This is a genomic window from Nonomuraea sp. NPDC003560 (assembly GCF_042878785.1).
GTDB lineage: Bacteria > Actinomycetota > Actinomycetes > Streptosporangiales > Streptosporangiaceae > Nonomuraea.
This window is the reverse complement of sequence record NZ_JBIAOF010000003.1, coordinates 20,827-38,196: the sequence shown is the minus strand read 5'-3', so window position 1 is coordinate 38,196 and position 17,370 is coordinate 20,827. Positions and strand designations below refer to the sequence as shown.

Here is a 17,370-nt window from a genome sequence, read left to right as displayed (position 1 = left end):
GATTATCGGGTCTGCGGGAGGAGCGCGGCGATTTCTCCGTACGTCGGCAGCGCCGGGGCGTCCTTGCCCTGCGCGCCCAGCACGGCGGCCAGAGCGCCCTGGAGCGCGGCCCGGTAGAGCAGCGAGCCGGTGCTCACCCGGGCCACCCCCGCCTCGGCCAGCCGGTCCAGCGTCGGCCCGCCCGGCTGGTAGAGCACGTTGAGCGGCAGCCGCGTACGCGCGACGACCTCGGCGATCTCCGCGAGATCCGAGAGCCCGGGGACGAAGATGCCGTCGGCGTGCTCGTAGGCGTCCACCCGTTCGCGCCAGTCGCCGGTGCCCAGCCAGTGGGTGTCGGTGCGGGCGTTGACGAACACGCCGTGGCCCTTGGCGGCCTCGATGATCCGCCGGTGCAGCTCGACCGGGCGCAGCGTGCCGTCCGGACGGCCGTCCTCCAGGTTCACGCCCGCCACCCCGAGCGCGGCCAGGCTCGCGACCAGGTCCGACACCTCCTGCGGGTCGTCGCTGAAGCCGCCCTCGATGTCCACCGTGACCAGCACGCCCAGGTCCTTGACCGTCTCGGCGAGTTCGATCGTCTCGGCCCTGGTCGCGCCGGCGGCGTCCGGCTTGCCGTGCACGGCGGACACGCCGAGGCTGGTGGTGCCGATCGCGGGGAAGCCGTGCGCGGCCAGGATCGCGGCCGAGCCGTAGTCCCACGCGTTGGGCAGCAGCAGCGGGTCGCCCGGCTTGTGCAGGTCGTGGAAGTTCATCGGCGGGTCCCTTCGAGGAGCGCGTCGAGCACGCCGGCGGCCAGCGCTAGGGCGTGGGCGGGAGCGGGGCACGGGCGCAGGCCGTCCCCGAACGTCAGGTGGGGGGCGGGGCCCCGGGAGGCGTCGAAGCGGTCGGGGTCGGCGAACACCTCGGGATCGCGGTTGGCCGCGACCAGGTCGATCGTGACCTCCTCGCCGGTGCGGGTGTCGAGCCTGCGGCTGGCCTTCAGCGGCGGGTCCTGCCTGAGCGTCTCGCGCAGCACCGCCTCGGGGTCGTCGCCCGGCACGGCGTGGGTGAGCGCGTTCTCGATGAGCGCCTCGGTGGCGGCGTGGCCCTGGAGCAGCAGGGTGACGGCCGGCAGGTCGGTCAGGCCGAGCAGTTCGGCGACGGCGGCGTCGGCCTGCGGGCTCCCCTCGCCCGACAGGTAGCCGCTCGCGGCCGCGGGCACGGCCGAGGTGTCCGGCACGCCGAGCGCGGCCCCCAGCACGGCCGTCGGCACGCCGCGCCAGTCGCCGTCACGGTCGCCGTCACGGTCGCCGTCACGGTCGCCGCAACGGTCGAGCGTCGCGGCCCTGGCGGCCGTCCGCAGCTCGGCCGGGTCCAGGGCGGACAGGCGCTCGACGACCAGGCGGCGGCGTTCGGCGTGCGTCTCGCCGGTGCTGAAGCGCGACACGTGGGCCCGCAGCCAGGCGAGCGTCCCCGGCTCGCCGTCCTGCGGGACGGGCGGCGGCACGTACCGGCCGTCGGAGAGCACCGCCCGGGCTTCGGCGTGGTGGGTGATGAGCATGGGTCCACGCTAGGCCGCCGACCGTTCGACGGCGGACGAAGTGTGGCTGCGCATCCCCGTCACGCCGCCAGCCGCTGCGGGCTCTCGGGCTGCGCGGGCGCCCCGGTGGCCCGCGTGCCCTGCTCCCGTGCGGCGGCGCGGCCCGGTGCGCAGGCCAGCGCCATGGCGACGACGAGCACGATCTCGGCCAGCACCAGTCCCCGTTCGAGCAGCCCGTAGTACGCCTCGCCGCCGATCAGCGAGGAGGTGACGGCGGCCGGGTGGGCCGCCAGGTAAGCGACCAGCGTGAGCCCGGAGGTCACGCTCAGGGCCTTGACCGCGCTCCAGCGCGCGGCCGCCGCCCGTCCCCTGGCCAGGGTCCAGCCGGCGACCGGCAGCGCGGTGAAGACCACGGCCGCCGACCAGCGGTGGATCTCCCCGCCGAGCGTGCTGACGTCCGACATGCCGGGATCGGTGGGGAAGATGGCGCTGAGCATCAGCCCGGCCGCCCCCGCCAGCAGCAGCACGCGGGTCGCGGCGGTCCGCCCCGGCTCCCGGGCGGCCAGCCCGTACGCCAGCGCCAGGCAGGCGGCGGCCAGCGCCAGCGTCCCGGCCAGCACCGGCAGCATGCCGCCGGGGACGAGTGCGTAGTCGCTGATCAGCGGCTGCTCGGGCAGGGTCACCTGCGCGTAGCCGAGGGCGGCCACCGCCGCCACGGCTCCGGCCACGGGAGCGAGCACGGCACGCCAGGTCATCGTGTCACCTCGTCGTAGATCTGCTCGAAGCGGGCCAGCGACACCTGGTCGTCGTGGGTCAGCGCCAGCGCCCGGCTGGCGTTGCCCAGGCGGGCGCGCAGGTCGTCGTCGGTGAGGACGGCGGTCAGGTGCCTGGCCAGCGCGACCACGTCGCCCGGCTGGTAGAGGTAGCCGTTGCCGTTCACCAGGTGCGGCAGGGCCATCGCGTCGGCGGCCACGACGGGCAGGCCGGACGCCATGGCCTCCAGCGTGGCGATGCTCTGCAGCTCGGCGATGCCCGGCATGGCGAACACGTCGGCGGCGGCGAACGCCTGCGGCATGCTCTCGTCGGGCACGAACCCGACGAAGAACACCCGGTCGCCCACCCCGATGCGCTTGGCCAGCTTCTCCAGCTCCATCCGCTGGTTGCCGCGGCCCACGAACGCCACCTGCGCGTCGGTCTCGTTGAGCACGAGGGGCAGCGCGCGGATGAGCTCGTCGAGGTGCTTCTCCTCGTCCAGGCGGCCCACGAACAGGGCGGTCGGCCGGTCGGGCAGCGCGAACCGCCGGCGCGCCCACGACTTGGGCTCGGCGTGCGGGTGGAACCTGGCCAGGTCGATGCCGCACGAGACGGCCTCGACGTCGCGGGAGAAGCCCTGGTCGGACAGGAGCTTGGCGGCCAGCGGGGTCGGCGTGGTGATGTGGTCGGCGCGCTTGAAGACGCGGCTGAAGTCGCGCCAGGCCAGCCGGCCCGCCCTGGCCCGCAGCGCCTCGGGGACGTGCCCGAACTGGAAGAGGTTGTCGGGCATGAAGTGGTTGGTGGCCACGACCGGCACGCCGCGGCGCCGGGCGGCGGCGATGGCGGCCCGGCCGACCACGAAGTGGCCCTGGGTGTGCAGCACGTCCGGGTCGATGTCGGCCACCAGCCGGTCGAGCCTGGTCGGCACGGTGACCCGCATGGTCGGGTGGACCAGCAGCGGGGCCGAGCGCAGCCGGTGGACGATCACGCCGTCCACCACGTCGGCGCTGGCCGGCCCGGCCTCCGACTGGCACACCACGTGCACCTCGTTGCCGCGCGCGGCCAGGCCGGTGGCCAGGCGGTGGGTGAAGTAGGCGGCGCCGTTCACGTCGGGGGGATAGGTGTCGGTCGAGATCAGGACGCGGCGGGGACGTTCGGGGGCGGGTGCGAGCTGGGCGTGGTCGGTGACGTTGCGCAGGGGCATGGCCATGACGGTGACTCCGCTTTCACAAGGGGGGACGGCTGGGGGAGGGCCGATGGACGAACAGGGGGTTTCGGTCAGGGGAGGGGATCAGGCGAGGTCGTTGCGCGCCTCCAGCGGGGACGTCCGGGCCAGGGCGAACGTGCCCGCCGCGGTCAGGGCGGCGGCCGCGATCGGCGCGAGGCCGGACGGCAGCGGCTCGCCGAGCAGCAGCGCCCCGAAGGCCACCGCCGTGAGCGGGTCGGCGATCTGCAGCGAGGCGAAGGAGACGCCGAAGTGCCCGACGGCGTAGGCGCGTTGCAGCATCACCAGCGCCAGCAGCAGCGGCACCGGCAGGGCCAGCAGGTACCACCAGTTCCAGCCGCCGTCCACGAGCACGCGCATGAGCGTGGCGGTGGCGCCGTACAGGACGCCGGAGCCGGTGGCGAGCAGCGCGGCCCGGCCCGCGGGGGAGGCCGCCTTCGAGCCCGCCCACAGCAGCACCGCCGCGACGCCGGCCACGGCGAGCAGGGTGAGCACGCCCGTGGGCGCCAGGTACGTCGGCCCGTCGGACTCGGGCACCAGCAGCACCAGGCCGATCAGCCCGGCCGCGACCACGCCCGCCGCGGCCAGCTCCTTGCGGGAGGGCCGGCGGCCGTGCAGCGCGGCGGCGATGGGCAGCGCGAACAGCAGGCTGGCCACCCCCATCGGCTGCACCACGGTCAGCGGGCCGAGCCCGAGGGCGACGATGTGCAGGCCGCCGCCCGTCACGATGGAGAGGCCGCCGAGCAGCCAGCGCGGCCTGCGCAGCAGGGCCAGCAGCGCGGGCTTCGCCGAGCCCGCCGCCTCGAACTGCTGCAGCGCGGCCCCGAGCGCGAAGAACAGCGAACCGACCAGCGCGATCGCCGCGGCCAGCACACTCATGCGCACTCCCTTCAGACGGATGGTTGCCGGACAGGGTCAAACGGACGTGTCCACCGGAAGACGTTCCGGGGAAGGCTGGGTGGCGCGCCGCTTCCTGGCCCACCGCACCAGCTCGACGAGCCCGGTGATCGACAGCGCGATCCCGAGGCCCAGCAGCAGGCCCTTGATCGGGTCGTTCTCGAAGGCCATGCCGCCGAAGAAGCCGATCAGCCCGGAGTACACCGCCCACGAGCTCGCCGCGATGGCGTCGAAGAACGTGAACGAGCGCAGCGGATGACCGACGGCGCCCATGGTCAGCGTCGTCGCGGTCCGCCCGCCGGGGATGTACCTGGCCACGATCAGCACCATTCCGCCCCGCTCGGCCAGCGCGCCGCGCGCCCAGACGAACGCCTTCTTGTCCCGCAGCCGCCTGGCCGACTTGTTGCCGATCAGGTACGACACGTGGTCGCCCACGAACGCGCCGAGCGCCGCGACCACGATCACCAGGGCCAGGTTGGTCTGGCCGGAGGCGGCGAACACCGCCGCGGTGATGACCGACGTCTCGGCGGGCACGACGGGGAAGAACCCGTCGAGCAGCGCCAGGGCGAACAGCGCCACGTACAGCCATGGCGATGACATCACCTGCTGGACGAGGTCGAGAATGGCGTGCGACATATGCGTGGACTCCGATCGTCAGGGCACTCACCAAGCCTGTCGGCGTGAGCGGACCGGGGACATCGGGGATGCCCCCGGTCGAACGCGGGCCCGTCCCCTAGGAGGGTCAGGGCCGCCTACCCCATGAAGGTAGAAATTCCGCAGGTCGTGGCACATCGGCCCATCGGCACGCGCCACCCCCTACTTTCGTCAGGGGCGAACGTGCGACTTCCGCGTGACACCCACGATCAAACCGGTTGCGCGCCCCGGAAACAGGAGAGGAGGTATCCGCCTTTCAGGTGGGGTTAGCCCCACCGTGATCACTGCACGAGGCCCCACCCTGACTTTCGTCAGGGGCGCCGCATGACCTTCGGGCGGGACCGGCCCCGCCGGGCGGCGGATACCGTCGGTGCGTGAACCGTCTGCGTCGTGAGAGCCGCCGTCAGGTCGTCCTCGACCTGCTGCTGTGGGCCGTGCTGGGCATCTTCGTGACCGCCATGGGCCCCGACCCGTTCGCCGATCCGGCCGGGTTCGCGTTGGTGACGCCGCCCAGGGTCGGGCTGGCCGCGCTGGCCGTGCTCGTGGGCCGGCCCTGGCCGCTGGCGGCGCTGGTGCTGCTGCTGCCGCTCGGCCCGTGGACCTTCACCGAGGGCTTCGCGACGGTGGACCTGACGTGGCTGCTGCCCCGGCGCGACGTGAAGATCCTGCCGCTGCTCGCGACCTCGCCGTTCATCATCTGGTACGCCTACCTCACCGGCCGGCGCCTGACCCGGCTGTGGCCCGCGGGCGCCGTGTTCTGCCTGATCACGGCCATCGGCTGCGGGGTCGTGCTGCTCCAGGGCGGTGACCTGGCGCTGTGGGTGTCGATGGGCACCGGGCTCGTCGGCACGTACCTGGTGCCGTACCTGCTGGGGCTGCTCCGGCGGGGCGTGCTCCAGCAGCGGCGGCAGGCGCGGCTGTCGGTCGAGGCGCAGGCGCGGCTGCGCGAGCGGGCCAGGATCGCCCGCGAGATGCACGACTCGCTCGGCCACGACCTGGCGTTGATCGCGGTGCGCGCCGGCGGGCTCGAAGTCGCCCCCGGGCTCGGCCCGGCGCAGGTCAAGGCGGCCGGCGAGCTGCGCATGGCGGCGGCCGACGCGACCGAGCGGCTGCGCCAGATCATCGGCCTGCTGCGCGAGGACGCCGAGGAGGCCCCGCTGTCCCCGGTGGGCGAGGACGTCGCCGAGCTGGTCGGCCGGGCCAGGGACTCCGGCATGTCGATCACCCTGGAGCTGGCGCCGGGGGCGTCGTCGGAGCTGGCGCACGCCGTCGTCCAGGAAGGGCTGACGAACGCGGCCAAGCACGCGCCGGGGGCGGCGGTCGCCGTGTCGGTCGCGCCGCACCGGGTGGTCGTGCGCAACGGCCCGCCGAGCTCGCGTCCCAGCGCCCGGCGCGGCGGGCTGGGCCTGGCGGGGCTGCGCGAGCGCGTACGGCTGGCCGGCGCGACGCTGACCGCGGGCCCCGACGGCGACGGCTTCCGCCTGGCCGTCGAGCTCCCCCGCGAGGGGGAGGCGGATCCCCGCCGGTCGGGAGGGGACCGGCCCGCCTGAGGCGCACGATCGTGGCATGACAGAACAGCGAGCGGGCATCGGCCGGCTCACCGCCGCGATCGTGGCGGTCGCCGCCACGCTGCCCTACCTCACGATCAAGACGCTCTGGCTGACCGGCGACCCCGTCGGCGTCTCCGACCCGGCGCTCATGGACAACGGGCAGATGCTGGGGATGAACGCGCTGACCTTCGCCATGGAGGCCGCCGGGCTGCTGCTGGCGCTGGCCTTCACCATGCGCTGGGGCATGCGGCTGCCCGCCTGGCTGGTGCTGCTGCCGCTGTGGGTGGGCACCGGCCTGCTGTCGGTGCTGGCCGTCACGACCCCGCTGATCGTGCTGATCGGCGGCCTGACGATCTTCAGCGGCGGCCCGATCCAGACCTGGGTCTACCTGGTCGTCTATGGCGGTTTCATCACCCTCGGCGTCGCCCTCATGACGGCCTTCGCCCTCTACGCCCGCGACCGCTGGCCCGCCGTCTTCGCCACCCCGGTCAGGCTGCCGTTCCCGAGCGCGACCAGATCGTTCCAGGAGGTGGTGGCGTGGGGCGCGCTTCTGGTGGCGACCGCCGTCGGGGCGCTGCGGGTCGTCATGGCGTTCGACGGGACCGTCCAGGCCGTGCAGAACGGGCTGAAGGCGCTGCTCGCGGTGGGCGGGGCGGCCGCGCTGGTGGCCCTGGTCAGGCGGCGCGGGAACGGCCCGTTCTGGCGGCCGCTGGCGCTGGCCTGGCTGGGGTCGGGCTCGCTGTTCGGCTGGGGGCTGTTCTCGATGATCGTCAGGTCCACGGGCGGCCCCCTGGCCTACGGCGGCACGGGCGTCGCGGACTTCGCCGAGCTGTTCGGCATGCTGACCGGGCTGGTGATGGGGATGTGTGGAGCGTTCCTGCTGGCCGAACGGTCAGGCGTGGGCCACGTGCAGCCTGGCCAGGACGCGCTTGAACGCCAGGATCGAGAAGGTGATCGCCAGCCCGCTGATCACGGCCACCGCTGAGGTGCGCAGCACCATGAACGCGCCGAGCGAGCCCTCCAGCTTCTCGTAGACGGCCAGGAAGATGCTCAGCGTCGAGTTGGCCAGCAGCACGAACGCCCACAGCAGCGTGATCCTGGCGAAGAACCTGCGCACCCGCTCGTGCTTGAGCACGGCCGACGGCAGGTGGATGTAGTCGAGGGTGAGCTTCTGCACCAGCGGCCGGTTGAGCCGGACGGAGGCCAGGAAGACCATGCTGATGCAGATCGTGCCCAGCTCCGGCTGGATGAAGAACCACATCCAGGTGCCCGTCCAGAACGACACCAGGGCCCGCACCGTGACCGCGAACGCGGCCAGGAACATGGTGGCGGGCACCTTGATCCCTCTGACCAGCCGCCAGGCCACGCCGAGGTACACCCAGGAGACCGTGGCCACCAGGGCCCACTTGAAGCCCAGCACGACCATGGCGAGGTAGAACACCAGCAGGGGGGCGACCACGCCTTCGAGCAGGCGGGGGGCCGCCTGACGGGCGAGCGCGGTCAGACGGGGGAGTGCGACCGGATGGTGGTTCAAGGCTGCTCCGCAGATAGGCCGACGATCAGCGTCTACCCGGGCTTCGGGGGTCCAGGCTTGCCGGATGGACCGGTCGTCGTCACCGCCGGATGCGACTCCGCCCGGTGCGACCCCGAAGGCCGGTGGCCTACCGTACCGGAGCCCGGCGAGTAGGACTGCCGCTTTTGCCGCGTTCCATCTGTTCCATACGAAACCAGCTCACCCTTGAACCCGGCTTTCAGCCGAGTGACGCCGTGGCGAGCTTGGCGCCGAACCCGAGGAACAGCGCGCCGACGCCCGAGGTCAGGCCCGCGCTCAGCTTCCTGTGCCGGCGGAACTGACCGGCCAGGAACGTGCCGGAGAAGATCAGCGTGGTGAGGTAGAGCACGCTGAAGATCTGGATCACCGCGCCCAGGATGAGGAACGACAACCAGGGGGCGCTGTACCCGGGGTCCACGAACGGGATGAAGAACGACAGGAAGAACAGGATCGCCTTCGGGTTCAGCAGGCTGATCGTCAGGGCCTTGCGGAACGGCCTGGCCTGCCGCACGGGGGCCGCCCCGGACTCGTCCGCCGCCGCCGTACGGGCCCGCCAGGCCCGTACCGCGCCGCGGATCATCTGGAAGCCCATCCAGGCCAGGTAGGCGGCGCCGGCGTACTTGACGACGGTGAACAGCACGGGCGTCGCGCGCAGCAGGGACGCGGCCCCGGCGGCGGCGAGCACCATCAGGACGGTGTCGCCGAGGAACACGCCCGCCGCGGCCCGGTAGCCCTGCCGGACGCCGTGCTGGGCGGCGAAGCTGAGGACGTACAGGGAGTTCGGGCCGGGGAGCAGCACGATGAAGAAGGCGCCGACGACGTAGGTCCAGATGTCCGTGATACCGAAGAACACGCTTAACGGTATCGCGTGATATGTGCCGATTCAGTCGGTCGGTGGCTGCACATTGCGGCGCTGATGCCTATTGACCCAGTAGGGATACTCGTGAATATCTGGTGTCATGGCTCTCTGGACCCCCGACCCCACGTTCTATCCTTCCCCGCGCGACGCCGTCGAGGCCCCCGTGGAGAAGCTGGCCTACGTCGCCGCCTTCGACCGGTCGGCGAACCGTCCGGACGCGCTGGCCGTGCTCGACACCGACCCCGCCTCGCCGGCCTACGGCACCGTGATCGGCTGGACCGACCTGCCCGGCACCGGCGACGAGCTGCACCACTTCGGCTGGAACGCCTGCAGCAGCGCCCTGTGCCCCAACGCGCCGCACCCGCACGTCGAGCGGCGCTACCTGGTCGTGCCCGGCCTGCGCTCCTCGCGCATCCACATCTACGACACCAAGGACCGGATCAGCCCCGAGCTGGTCAAGGTGATCGACGCCGAGTCGCTGGCCAGGCGGGCGGGCTACTCCCGCCCGCACACCGTCCACTGCGGCCCCGAGGGCCTGTACGTCTCGGCGCTCGGCGGCGCGGACGGCGCCGAGGGCCCCGGCGGCATCGCCGTGCTCGACCACACCTCCTTCGAGGTGCTCGGCCGGTGGGAGCTGGACCGCGGGCCGCAGTACCTCGCCTACGACTTCTGGTGGCACATCAACCACGACGTGCTGATCACCTCGGAGTGGGGCACGCCGTCCATGATCGAGGACGGCGTGGTCGGCGAGCTGCTGCTCGGCCGCAAGTACGGCCACAAGCTGCACTTCTGGGACCTGCGCAAGCGCCGGCACGTCCAGGAGGTGGACCTGGGCGACCAGCACCAGATGCCGCTGGAGCTGCGCCCCGCCCACGACCCCACCCGCCTGTACGGCTTCGTCGGCGTGGTCACCAGCGTGGAGGACCTGTCGGCCTCCGTCTGGCTGTGGTTCCACGAGGACGGCCGCTGGCAGGCGCGGAAGGTCATCAGCATCCCCGCTGAACCGGCCGACCCCGCCCTGCTGCCGCCCGTGCTGCAGCCGTTCGCCGCCGTGCCGCCGCTGGTCACCGACATCGCCCTCTCCGTGGACGACCAGCGCCTGTACGTCTCCTGCTGGGGCACCGGGGAGCTGAAGCAGTACGACGTGTCGGACCCGTACAAGCCGGTCGAGCTGGGATCCCTGCGGATCGGCGGCATCACCCGGCGCACCCCGCACCCCGCCGAGCCCGGACTCCCGCTGCGCGGCGGTCCCCAGATGGTCGAGGTGAGCCGCGACGGCCGCCGCGTCTACCTCACCAACTCCCTGTACGGCTCCTGGGACGACCAGTTCTATCCCGAGGGCGTCGGAGCCTGGCTCGCCAAGGTCGACGCCGACTCCTTCACCTTCGACACCGCCTTCTTCCCCCACGGCGACGCCTTCCGCGGCCTGCGCCCCCACCAGGTGCGCCTCCAGGGTGGCGACGCCTCCTCCGACTCCTACTGCTACCCGTGACCATGCCTGCCACCATGCCCGCCACCATGCCCGCCATGAGCACCGCGACGGTCCTGCTGCTCGGAGCCTTCCACGGCCTGAACCCGGCCATGGGCTGGCTCTTCGCGGTGGCCCGCGGCCTGCAGGAGCGCAGCCGCGACCTGCTGCTCCAGTCGATCCCCGTGATCGCCCTGGGCCACCTGGCGTCGGTGGCCCTGGTCGCCCTGGTCGTGGCCGCCACCGGCTCCCTGGTGACGGGCGCGGCGCTGCCGGTGGCCGGCGGGCTGGTGCTGGTGGCGTTCGGGCTGTGGCGGCTGCTGTCCACCCGCCACTTCCGGTGGGTGGGCATGCGCCTGTCACTCGCCCAGCTCGCCGGCTGGTCGTTCCTGATGTCGTCGGCCCACGGCGCCGGGCTCATGCTGCTGCCCGTACTCACCGGGCTGCGCGCGGAGGGCCACCCGGGGCACGCCGTCTCAGGAGGACTGGCGGTGGCGGCCCTGCACACACTGGCCATGTTCGTGGTGGCCGGCGTCGTGGCCCTGGTGGTCTACGAGGTGCTCGGCCTGACGATCCTGCGCCGCGCCTGGTTCAACGTGGACCGCATGTGGGCCGCCGCCCTGATCGCCGCCGGCCTCCTCACCCTCCTCCAGGCCTGACCCGAACACCTCGCAGAGCCGATCGGCGTGAACGGCCCTGTCGATCCAGGTTTCGAGGAGGGCGATGTCCGTGCAGGCGGTGACCCTCTCCCGCACGTCATCGGGCACCTCCACGCCTCGCCCGTCCAGCAGCCGCAAGAGCCCCCTGGCCATGCCCCTGGCCATGCCCCTGGCCCTGGCCTCCGCCCTGCCCTCGGCGCGCAGCATCTCGGCGTACTCGGACCGGTAGCGGTACGTCATGGCCGCCGGTCAGCCCTGTTCCGGTTGCTCGTCGTCCATGCCGAAGATGTCGGTGAGGCTGGTGGCGTGGATGGCCCGCTTGCACCAGGTTTCGAGGACGGTGGTGTCCGCGCAGGTGGTGATGCGCCGGCGCACCTCGTCGGGGATCACCACTCCACGGCCGTCGAGGATCATCAGCAGCACCTTGGCTTCGCCTTCGGCGCGCAGCATCTGGGCGTACTCGGACTGGTAGCGGTAGGTCTTGGTCGCCATCAGGTCTCTCCAGATTCGTCGGGCGTCGGTGTTTCCGAGGCCTATTTCGGTTTGTTCGGCGATGTGTCCCGCGCTGGTGGTGTCGGTGGTGTCCAAGGCGTCTGCCAGGACTTCCAGTATGGCAGCGACCTCCTTGGAACGGGCGTGGGTCAGCGCCGAGAACATGGTGAGCACCACGTCGTTCACCGCCTCGGCGAGGTCGTCGATCACGGGGATGTTGTGCGGGCCCACGACGACCGCCCGGACGGACAGCGTCGGCCAGTCCGGCAGGCCGATCGTCTTCGGAAGGGCGGCCCAGGTGGCGGTCGCCTCGTCCTGGCAGATCACCAGCAGCGTCACGGGGCAGCCGAACTTGACGTGCACGTGGCTGATGTAGTGCGCCCAGGCGGCGGTCTTGCGGTCATCGGGCTTGGACTGCGACTCGGTGATGACCGCGTGCTGTCCCTCCAGGGACGTGAACATCATGATCGTGTCGGCGCGCCGCTCGATCGGCTTGATCTCGGTCAGGTCGGTGTCCACCACCGCGACCTCGGTCGGTGACGGGAAGGGGATGTCGAGCACCTTGAAGACGCTCGTGCAGAGCTCTGGATTGTCACGGAAGACGCGGTGCAGCGCCTCGTGCTGGGAGGAGATCACGGGCGGAACGTTAGCGGCCGATGACGCTCTGTGTCCGCGAAAAAGGACGGCAGGCGCGTGGAGGTGGAAAGAGTTGATCCCTGGGAGGAAACGGGCGGGAGAAAGATCTCTACCGGAGCATGTGCGCAGGCAGGGCAGGATGTGATGGATGCGGATATCCATCCTGGGGCCGTTGGAGGTCGAGGGCGACGGGGGAGCGGTCGTGGTCGGCGGTCTCCGGCTGCGGGCGCTGCTGGCCGTGCTGGCGCTCGAAGCGGGCCGTACGGTCACGGCGGAGCGGCTGATCGACGTGCTCTGGCCGCAGGAGCCGCCCGCCAACGCGGCCAACGCGCTGCAGACGCTGGTCAGACGGCTGCGGGCGGCGCTCAGGCCCGGCGAGGTGATCGACAGTCGCCCCGGCGGGTACGCCCTCGCGCTCCCCGCCGAGCAGGTGGACGCGCTGGAGTTCCGGCGGCTGGCGGGCGAGGACGCGGACCGGGCACTGGCGTTGTGGCGTGGGGCGGCGCTGGCGGATCTCATGTCGGTCCCGTACCTGGCGGACGCGGCGACCGCGCTGGAGCTGGAGCGGCTGGCGGCGGTCGAGGCCAGGGCCGAGCGCCTGCTGGCGGCCGGGCGGCCGGTCGAGCTCGCCGCCGAGGTGACGGCGCATCCGTTGCGCGAGCGGCTGGTCGGGCTGGCCATGCGCGGGCTGGCCGCGTCCGGACGGCAGGCCGAGGCGCTGGAGCTGTTCGACCGCACCCGTCACCGGCTGGCCGACGAGCTGGGCGTCGATCCCGGCGCCGAGCTGCGGGCCGCGCACCTGGCCGTGTTGTCGGCGGAGCCGCCTCCGGTCGCGTGGCCCAGAAGCCGGCCGAAGGGCAACGTACGCAAGCCGCGCACCAGCTTCATCGGCCGGGAGGCCGAGCTCGGACGGCTCACCGGCCTGCTCCGCCACGACCGGCTCGTCACGCTCGTGGGCCCCGGCGGCGCCGGCAAGACCAGACTGGCGACCGAGGCGGCCCTCCAGCTGTCCACCGAACCCCGCACCGACGCGGCCCTCCGGCCCGCCACCGAACCGCGCACCGAGGCGGGCCTCCGGCCGGCCGCCGAACCCTCCACACCTCGGACGGCAGGCGAGCCCGGCGGTCGGCAGGGGGTCGTGGCGTGGATGGTGGAGCTGGGCTCGGTCAGTGACCCGGTCGGCGTGTCCGGAGCCGTGCTCGACGCGCTCGGCCTGCGCGACGACCGCCCCGGCTACCGCCCGCCCGAGGCGGCCAAGGACGTGGTCGAGCAGGTCGCCGAGGCGCTGGGCGAGCGGCCCGCGCTGGTCGTGCTGGACAACTGCGAGCACGTGGTGACGGCCGCGGCCGTGCTGGTCGAGCGGCTGCTCGACGAGTGCCCCGAGCTGCGCGTGCTGGCCACCAGCAGGGAGCCGCTCAACGTGCCGGGCGAGCGGCTGCTGCCCCTCCCGCCGCTCGAACCGCCGCCGGCGGGCGCCGGGCCCGCCGAGGCGGCGGCCTACCCGTCGGTGCGGCTGCTGGTCGACCGGGCGGCGGCGGCCCGGCCGTCGTTCGCCGTGGACGAGGGCAACGCGGCGGCCGTGGTCGCGCTCTGCCGCAGGCTCGACGGCATGCCGCTGGCCATCGAGCTGGCCGCCGCCCGGCTGCGCACGATGACCCCGCGCCAGCTCGCCGACCGGCTGGACGACAGGTTCAGGCTGCTCGACGGCGGCAGCCGTACCGCGCTGCCGCGCCAGCAGACGCTGCGGGCGGTCGTGGAGTGGAGCTGGGACCTGCTCGACGAGCGGGAACGCGTGCTGGCCAGGCGGTTCGGCGTGTTCGCCGGCGGCGCGTCCCTGGAGGCCGTCGAGGAGGTGTGCGGCGGCACGGCCGACGTTCTCGGCGCGCTGGCCGACAAGTCCCTGGTGCTCCTGTCGCCCGAAGGCCGCTACTCGATGCTGGAGACCATCCGCGCCTACGCCCTGGAACGCCTGGCCGAGGCGGACGAGACCGCCGAGTACCGCGACCGGCACGCCCGCCACCTGCTCGACCTGGCCGAACGCGCGGTGCCCGAGCTGCGCACCGCCACCCAGGTGGAGTGGATCGAACGGCTGGCGGCGGAACGCGACGACTTCGCGGCGGCGCTGCGCTGGCTGATCGACCGGCGGGACGCCGGGCCCGCGCTGCGGCTGTGCGGGGCGCTCAACTGGTACTGGTGGATGTGCGGCTACCGCCGCGAGAGCGCGGCCTGGGCCAGGCAGGCGCTCGACCTGGCCGGGGACACGCCGCCGCCGGGGCTCGCGGAGGCGTACACGTCCTGCATGTTCGCCTACGGCGTCGACGTGTTCGGGACGATCAGCAACGACCGCGCGGCCATGCTGGAGCTGTCGGCCCGGATGGAGGAGCTGGTGGAGCGAGCGGTCCGGGAGGGGCCGGTGCACCCGCTGCTGCTGATCAGCAGGGTCGTCATGGCCGCGGCGGCCGGGCAGGACGAGCGGGCGGCCGCGCTGATCGGCGACTACGCCGCCAGCGACGACCTGTGGTTGTCGTCCGCCGCCCTGATGATCGGCGGCCGGATGCGGCCGGGGGGAGAGCGGGAGCGGGAGCTGGAACGGGCGGTCGAGGGGTTCCGGCGGCTCGGCGACCGCTGGGGGCTGAGCGAGGCGCTGCTGGGCCTGGCCGACCTGCGGGCCGAGCGCGGCGCAGGCGCCGACGACCTGATCGCCGAGACCAGGTCGCTGACCAGCGAATGGATCAGCGACGACGAGTCGATCTCCACCCTGATCCGGCTCGCCCAGCTCCGCCTGCGGGTGGACGACCTGGACGGCGCGGGCGCCGACCTCGCCATGGCCAGGTCCCGGGTGGGCGAGGAGACGTCGCCGTGGACGCTGGTGCTGCTCGGCCTGGGGGAGGCCGCGTACCAGGAGCGGCGCGGCGACCTGGCCGGCAGCCTGGCGATCTACCGGGACATGGACGGCGTCGTGGCCGCGGCTCCCCGGGTGCCGCAGATCACGGCGGTGTACCTGACCTCCTACGGCCGGGCCCTGGCCCGCGCCGGCGACCTGGACGCCGCGCTGGCCCGGCACCGCCAGGCGCTCGACGTCCTCGGCGACGTCAGCCCCGACCGGCCGCTGCTGTCGATGACGCTGGCCGGGTTCGCGCTGGCGGCGCAGGCCGCGGGCGACCAGGAACGGGCGGCGGTGCTGTTCGGCGGGGCGTCGGCGGTCGTCCCGCAGGACACCTCGCCCGACACCGCGGAGGGACACGCGGCGGCCAGGAAGGCGCTCGGCGACGAGCTCTTCGACCGCCGTTTCGCCGAGGGCGCCGCCCTGCCGCCGGACGAGCTCTACGCGATGGCCCGCAGCACCACGTAGGAGGGCGCGGCGGCACCACGTAGGAAGGCCCGGCGGCACCACGTAGGAGGGCGCGGTCACCGCACTTTCCGGTTGTAGGCACGAAGGGCGAAGGGGGCGAAGAGGGCGAGCAGCGCGGCGGCCCAGCCGAGCGTGATCCACACGTCGGACGCCGCCAGGCCGCCCACCAGCAGCCCGCGCAGCGCGCCGGCCAGGTGCGAGACCGGGTTGACGCCCATCCACCAGGTCAGCCAGCCCGGCAGGTCGGTGGCGGGGATGAAGGCGCTGCTGCCGAACGTGAGCGGCAGCAGCACGGCGGTCGCGATGCCCTGCATCGAGGCGACCGACTTGGCCACCAGCCCGATCCAGGCCGACCCCCAGCTCAGTGCCGTCACCATGAGCAGCACCAGGCCGATCCCGGCCAGCGCGCTCAGCGGATCGGTCCGCACGCGGAAGCCGACGGCGTACCCCACGGCCAGCGACATGGCGATGGTGATCAGCAGGGTCAGCAGGTCGGCCATGATGCGCCCGGCCAGCGGCGCCGACCTGGCGATCGGCATGGTCCTGAACCGGTCGAACACGCCGTTGCCGATGTCGGTGGCCAGGTTCATGCCCGTCGTGATCGTCGCCATCAGCGCGACCTGGACGAGCACGCCGGGCAGCATGTACGACACCGCGCCCGCCCGGTCGCCGCCGGCCGCCCCGCCGAACAGGTAGACGAAGATGACGATCATGAAGACGGGCTGGAGCAGCAGCCCGGCGAGCTGGCCGGGGTTGTTCTTCAACGGGATCAGGCTGCGCCAGGCGAGCGTCAGCCCTTGGGAGAGCGCGGTGGTCATGAGCTTGCTCCGGTGAGTGTGCGGAAGACGTCGTCGAGGGAGGGCAGGCGCAGGGCGTGCTCGGCCAGCACGATCCCGGCGTCGTCCAGCCGCCTCAGCAGGTCGGGCGGCGCGGCCAGGTCGTGCACGGGCACGCTGAGCAGCCCGTCCACGGCCGTGGCGCCGAGGATCGAGCCGGCCTTCTCCAGGTCGGCGACGTGCAGCGGCCGGACGTCCAGCCGGTGGCCGCCGGCCAGCGACTTGAGCTCGGCCGGCGTGCCGCTCGCCGCCACCCGGCCGCGGTCGATGACCAGCAGGTCGTCGGCGAGCTGGTCGGCCTCCTCCAGGTACTGGGTGGTCAGCAGGACCGTCACCCCGTCCGCGACCAGCTCCCTGACCACGTCCCACAGGTCGCCGCGGGCCCGCGGGTCGAGGCCGGTCGTCGGCTCGTCGAGGAACAGGATCCGGGGCCGGCTGACCAGGCTGACCGCCAGGTCCAGCCGGCGGCGCATGCCGCCCGAGTAGCCGGCCGCCGCCCGGCCCGCCGCCTCCTCCAGGCCGAACCTGGCCAGCAGCTCGGCGGCCCTGGCCCTGGCGGCCGCTCTGGACAGGCCGAGCAGGCGGCCGACGAGCACGAGGTTCTGGGTGCCGGTCAGCTTCTCGTCGACCGAGGCGTACTGGCCGGTCAGGCCGATCAGCTCGCGGACCCGGCGGGCCTGGGTGACGACGTCGTGCCCGCCGACCGTGGCGTGGCCGGCGTCGGGAGCGGCGAGGGTGGCCAGGATGCGGACGGCGGTGGTCTTGCCCGCGCCGTTGGGGCCGAGCACGCCGAGCACGGTGCCGGTCCTGACCCGCAGGCCGACGCCGTCCAGCGCGGTCTTGTCGCCGTACCGCTTGACGAGCCCTTCCGCTTCGATCGCGTATGTCATGCCCCTACGGTCGCGGAGGGCGCTGGCAGCG

General features: G+C 73.1%; 17 protein-coding genes. 6 read left to right on the top strand and 11 right to left on the bottom strand.

The features are described 5' to 3' along the window. Window positions 1–2: 2 nt before the first annotated feature. The 6 genes from ACFYUV_RS11015 to ACFYUV_RS10990 form a co-directional block, all read right to left on the bottom strand. Entirely contained in the window at window positions 3–749 is a 747-nt protein-coding gene (locus tag ACFYUV_RS11015; protein ID WP_387667578.1) for an isocitrate lyase/phosphoenolpyruvate mutase family protein, read from the bottom strand. Continuing rightward, the gene (locus ACFYUV_RS11010; RefSeq protein WP_387667575.1) at window positions 746–1,537 is read right to left on the bottom strand and encodes a cytochrome P450; all 792 of its coding nucleotides are present in this window, start codon (window positions 1,535–1,537) and stop codon (window positions 746–748) included. The genes ACFYUV_RS11015 and ACFYUV_RS11010 overlap by 4 nt, the downstream gene beginning before the upstream one ends. 59 nt (window positions 1,538–1,596) lie before the next feature. After that, entirely contained in the window at window positions 1,597–2,271 is a 675-nt protein-coding gene (locus tag ACFYUV_RS11005) for a DUF998 domain-containing protein (RefSeq protein ID WP_387667573.1), read from the bottom strand. Further along, window positions 2,268–3,479: a glycosyltransferase gene (locus tag ACFYUV_RS11000; protein WP_387667571.1), complete on the bottom strand. Its 1,212-nt coding sequence runs from the start codon at window positions 3,477–3,479 to the stop codon at window positions 2,268–2,270. The genes ACFYUV_RS11005 and ACFYUV_RS11000 overlap by 4 nt, the downstream gene beginning before the upstream one ends. 81 nt (window positions 3,480–3,560) lie before the next feature. Further along, complete coding sequence (locus tag ACFYUV_RS10995; protein WP_387667568.1) at window positions 3,561–4,373, bottom strand: DMT family transporter; 813 nt, start codon at window positions 4,371–4,373, stop codon at window positions 3,561–3,563. Between the two features lie 36 nt (window positions 4,374–4,409). Further along, entirely contained in the window at window positions 4,410–5,027 is a 618-nt protein-coding gene (locus ACFYUV_RS10990) for a DedA family protein (protein WP_364324315.1), read from the bottom strand. A gap of 392 nt (window positions 5,028–5,419) precedes the next feature. Between ACFYUV_RS10990 and ACFYUV_RS10985 the strand changes: the two genes are divergently transcribed. Then, window positions 5,420–6,595, top strand: coding sequence for a sensor histidine kinase (locus ACFYUV_RS10985; RefSeq protein WP_387667565.1), 1,176 nt, complete (start codon window positions 5,420–5,422; stop codon window positions 6,593–6,595). A gap of 16 nt (window positions 6,596–6,611) precedes the next feature. Further along, window positions 6,612–7,580 carry a hypothetical protein gene (locus ACFYUV_RS10980; protein ID WP_387667562.1) on the top strand — a complete coding sequence of 323 codons (969 nt, stop codon included), beginning with the start codon at window positions 6,612–6,614 and terminating at the stop codon, window positions 7,578–7,580. Here ACFYUV_RS10980 and ACFYUV_RS10975 read toward each other — a convergent pair. Then, window positions 7,488–8,129, bottom strand: a complete 642-nt coding sequence (locus tag ACFYUV_RS10975) for a VC0807 family protein (RefSeq protein WP_364324307.1) — start codon at window positions 8,127–8,129, stop codon at window positions 7,488–7,490. The genes ACFYUV_RS10980 and ACFYUV_RS10975 overlap by 93 nt on opposite strands. 217 nt (window positions 8,130–8,346) lie before the next feature. Further along, entirely contained in the window at window positions 8,347–9,000 is a 654-nt protein-coding gene (gene leuE, locus ACFYUV_RS10970; RefSeq protein WP_387667559.1) for a leucine efflux protein LeuE, read from the bottom strand. A 106-nt stretch (window positions 9,001–9,106) separates the two neighbouring features. On the opposite strand from leuE, the gene ACFYUV_RS10965 reads away from it, so the two are divergent. The 3 genes from ACFYUV_RS10965 (at window position 9,107) to ACFYUV_RS10955 (ending at window position 11,362) form a co-directional block, all read left to right on the top strand. Further along, entirely contained in the window at window positions 9,107–10,498 is a 1,392-nt protein-coding gene (locus ACFYUV_RS10965; RefSeq protein WP_387667557.1) for a selenium-binding protein SBP56-related protein, read from the top strand. A 35-nt stretch (window positions 10,499–10,533) separates the two neighbouring features. Beyond that, window positions 10,534–11,133 (top strand): hypothetical protein, encoded by a 600-nt coding sequence (locus ACFYUV_RS10960; protein WP_387667555.1) that lies wholly within the window; start codon window positions 10,534–10,536, stop codon window positions 11,131–11,133. A gap of 64 nt (window positions 11,134–11,197) precedes the next feature. Continuing rightward, window positions 11,198–11,362, top strand: a complete 165-nt coding sequence (locus tag ACFYUV_RS10955; protein WP_387667553.1) for a hypothetical protein — start codon at window positions 11,198–11,200, stop codon at window positions 11,360–11,362. A 20-nt stretch (window positions 11,363–11,382) separates the two neighbouring features. Here ACFYUV_RS10955 and ACFYUV_RS10950 read toward each other — a convergent pair whose 3' ends face one another. Continuing rightward, window positions 11,383–12,261 carry a hypothetical protein gene (locus ACFYUV_RS10950; protein WP_387667551.1) on the bottom strand — a complete coding sequence of 293 codons (879 nt, stop codon included), beginning with the start codon at window positions 12,259–12,261 and terminating at the stop codon, window positions 11,383–11,385. A 148-nt stretch (window positions 12,262–12,409) separates the two neighbouring features. On the opposite strand from ACFYUV_RS10950, the gene ACFYUV_RS10945 reads away from it, so the two are divergent. Next, on the top strand, window positions 12,410–15,613 hold the full coding sequence (locus ACFYUV_RS10945) for a BTAD domain-containing putative transcriptional regulator (RefSeq protein WP_387667549.1): 3,204 nt from the start codon (window positions 12,410–12,412) through the stop codon (window positions 15,611–15,613). 56 nt (window positions 15,614–15,669) lie between these two features. Here the strand turns inward: ACFYUV_RS10945 and ACFYUV_RS10940 are convergent, their stop codons facing one another. Beyond that, the gene (locus tag ACFYUV_RS10940) at window positions 15,670–16,431 is read right to left on the bottom strand and encodes an ABC transporter permease (RefSeq protein WP_352350427.1); all 762 of its coding nucleotides are present in this window, start codon (window positions 16,429–16,431) and stop codon (window positions 15,670–15,672) included. Further along, window positions 16,428–17,339 (bottom strand): ATP-binding cassette domain-containing protein, encoded by a 912-nt coding sequence (locus ACFYUV_RS10935; protein ID WP_387667545.1) that lies wholly within the window; start codon window positions 17,337–17,339, stop codon window positions 16,428–16,430. The genes ACFYUV_RS10940 and ACFYUV_RS10935 overlap by 4 nt, the downstream gene beginning before the upstream one ends. Window positions 17,340–17,370 lie beyond the last annotated feature (31 nt).

Excerpts from the sequence above, each read along its gene's own strand:
- ACFYUV_RS10955 (WP_387667553.1), top strand. The coding sequence starts at position 11,198 with ATGTCCGTGCAGGCGGTGACCCTCTCCCGCACGTCATCGGGCACCTCC.
- ACFYUV_RS10945 (WP_387667549.1), top strand. The coding sequence starts at position 12,410 with ATGCGGATATCCATCCTGGGGCCGTTGGAGGTCGAGGGCGACGGGGGA.
- ACFYUV_RS10990 (WP_364324315.1), bottom strand. The coding sequence starts at position 5,027 with ATGTCGCACGCCATTCTCGACCTCGTCCAGCAGGTGATGTCATCGCCA.
- ACFYUV_RS11015 (WP_387667578.1), bottom strand. The coding sequence starts at position 749 with ATGAACTTCCACGACCTGCACAAGCCGGGCGACCCGCTGCTGCTGCCC.
- ACFYUV_RS11000 (WP_387667571.1), bottom strand. The coding sequence starts at position 3,479 with ATGGCCATGCCCCTGCGCAACGTCACCGACCACGCCCAGCTCGCACCC.
- ACFYUV_RS11005 (WP_387667573.1), bottom strand. The coding sequence starts at position 2,271 with ATGACCTGGCGTGCCGTGCTCGCTCCCGTGGCCGGAGCCGTGGCGGCG.
- ACFYUV_RS10960 (WP_387667555.1), top strand. The coding sequence starts at position 10,534 with ATGAGCACCGCGACGGTCCTGCTGCTCGGAGCCTTCCACGGCCTGAAC.
- ACFYUV_RS10965 (WP_387667557.1), top strand. The coding sequence starts at position 9,107 with ATGGCTCTCTGGACCCCCGACCCCACGTTCTATCCTTCCCCGCGCGAC.
- ACFYUV_RS11010 (WP_387667575.1), bottom strand. The coding sequence starts at position 1,537 with ATGCTCATCACCCACCACGCCGAAGCCCGGGCGGTGCTCTCCGACGGC.
- ACFYUV_RS10995 (WP_387667568.1), bottom strand. The coding sequence starts at position 4,373 with ATGAGTGTGCTGGCCGCGGCGATCGCGCTGGTCGGTTCGCTGTTCTTC.
- ACFYUV_RS10940 (WP_352350427.1), bottom strand. The coding sequence starts at position 16,431 with ATGACCACCGCGCTCTCCCAAGGGCTGACGCTCGCCTGGCGCAGCCTG.
- ACFYUV_RS10935 (WP_387667545.1), bottom strand. The coding sequence starts at position 17,339 with ATGACATACGCGATCGAAGCGGAAGGGCTCGTCAAGCGGTACGGCGAC.
- ACFYUV_RS10980 (WP_387667562.1), top strand. The coding sequence starts at position 6,612 with ATGACAGAACAGCGAGCGGGCATCGGCCGGCTCACCGCCGCGATCGTG.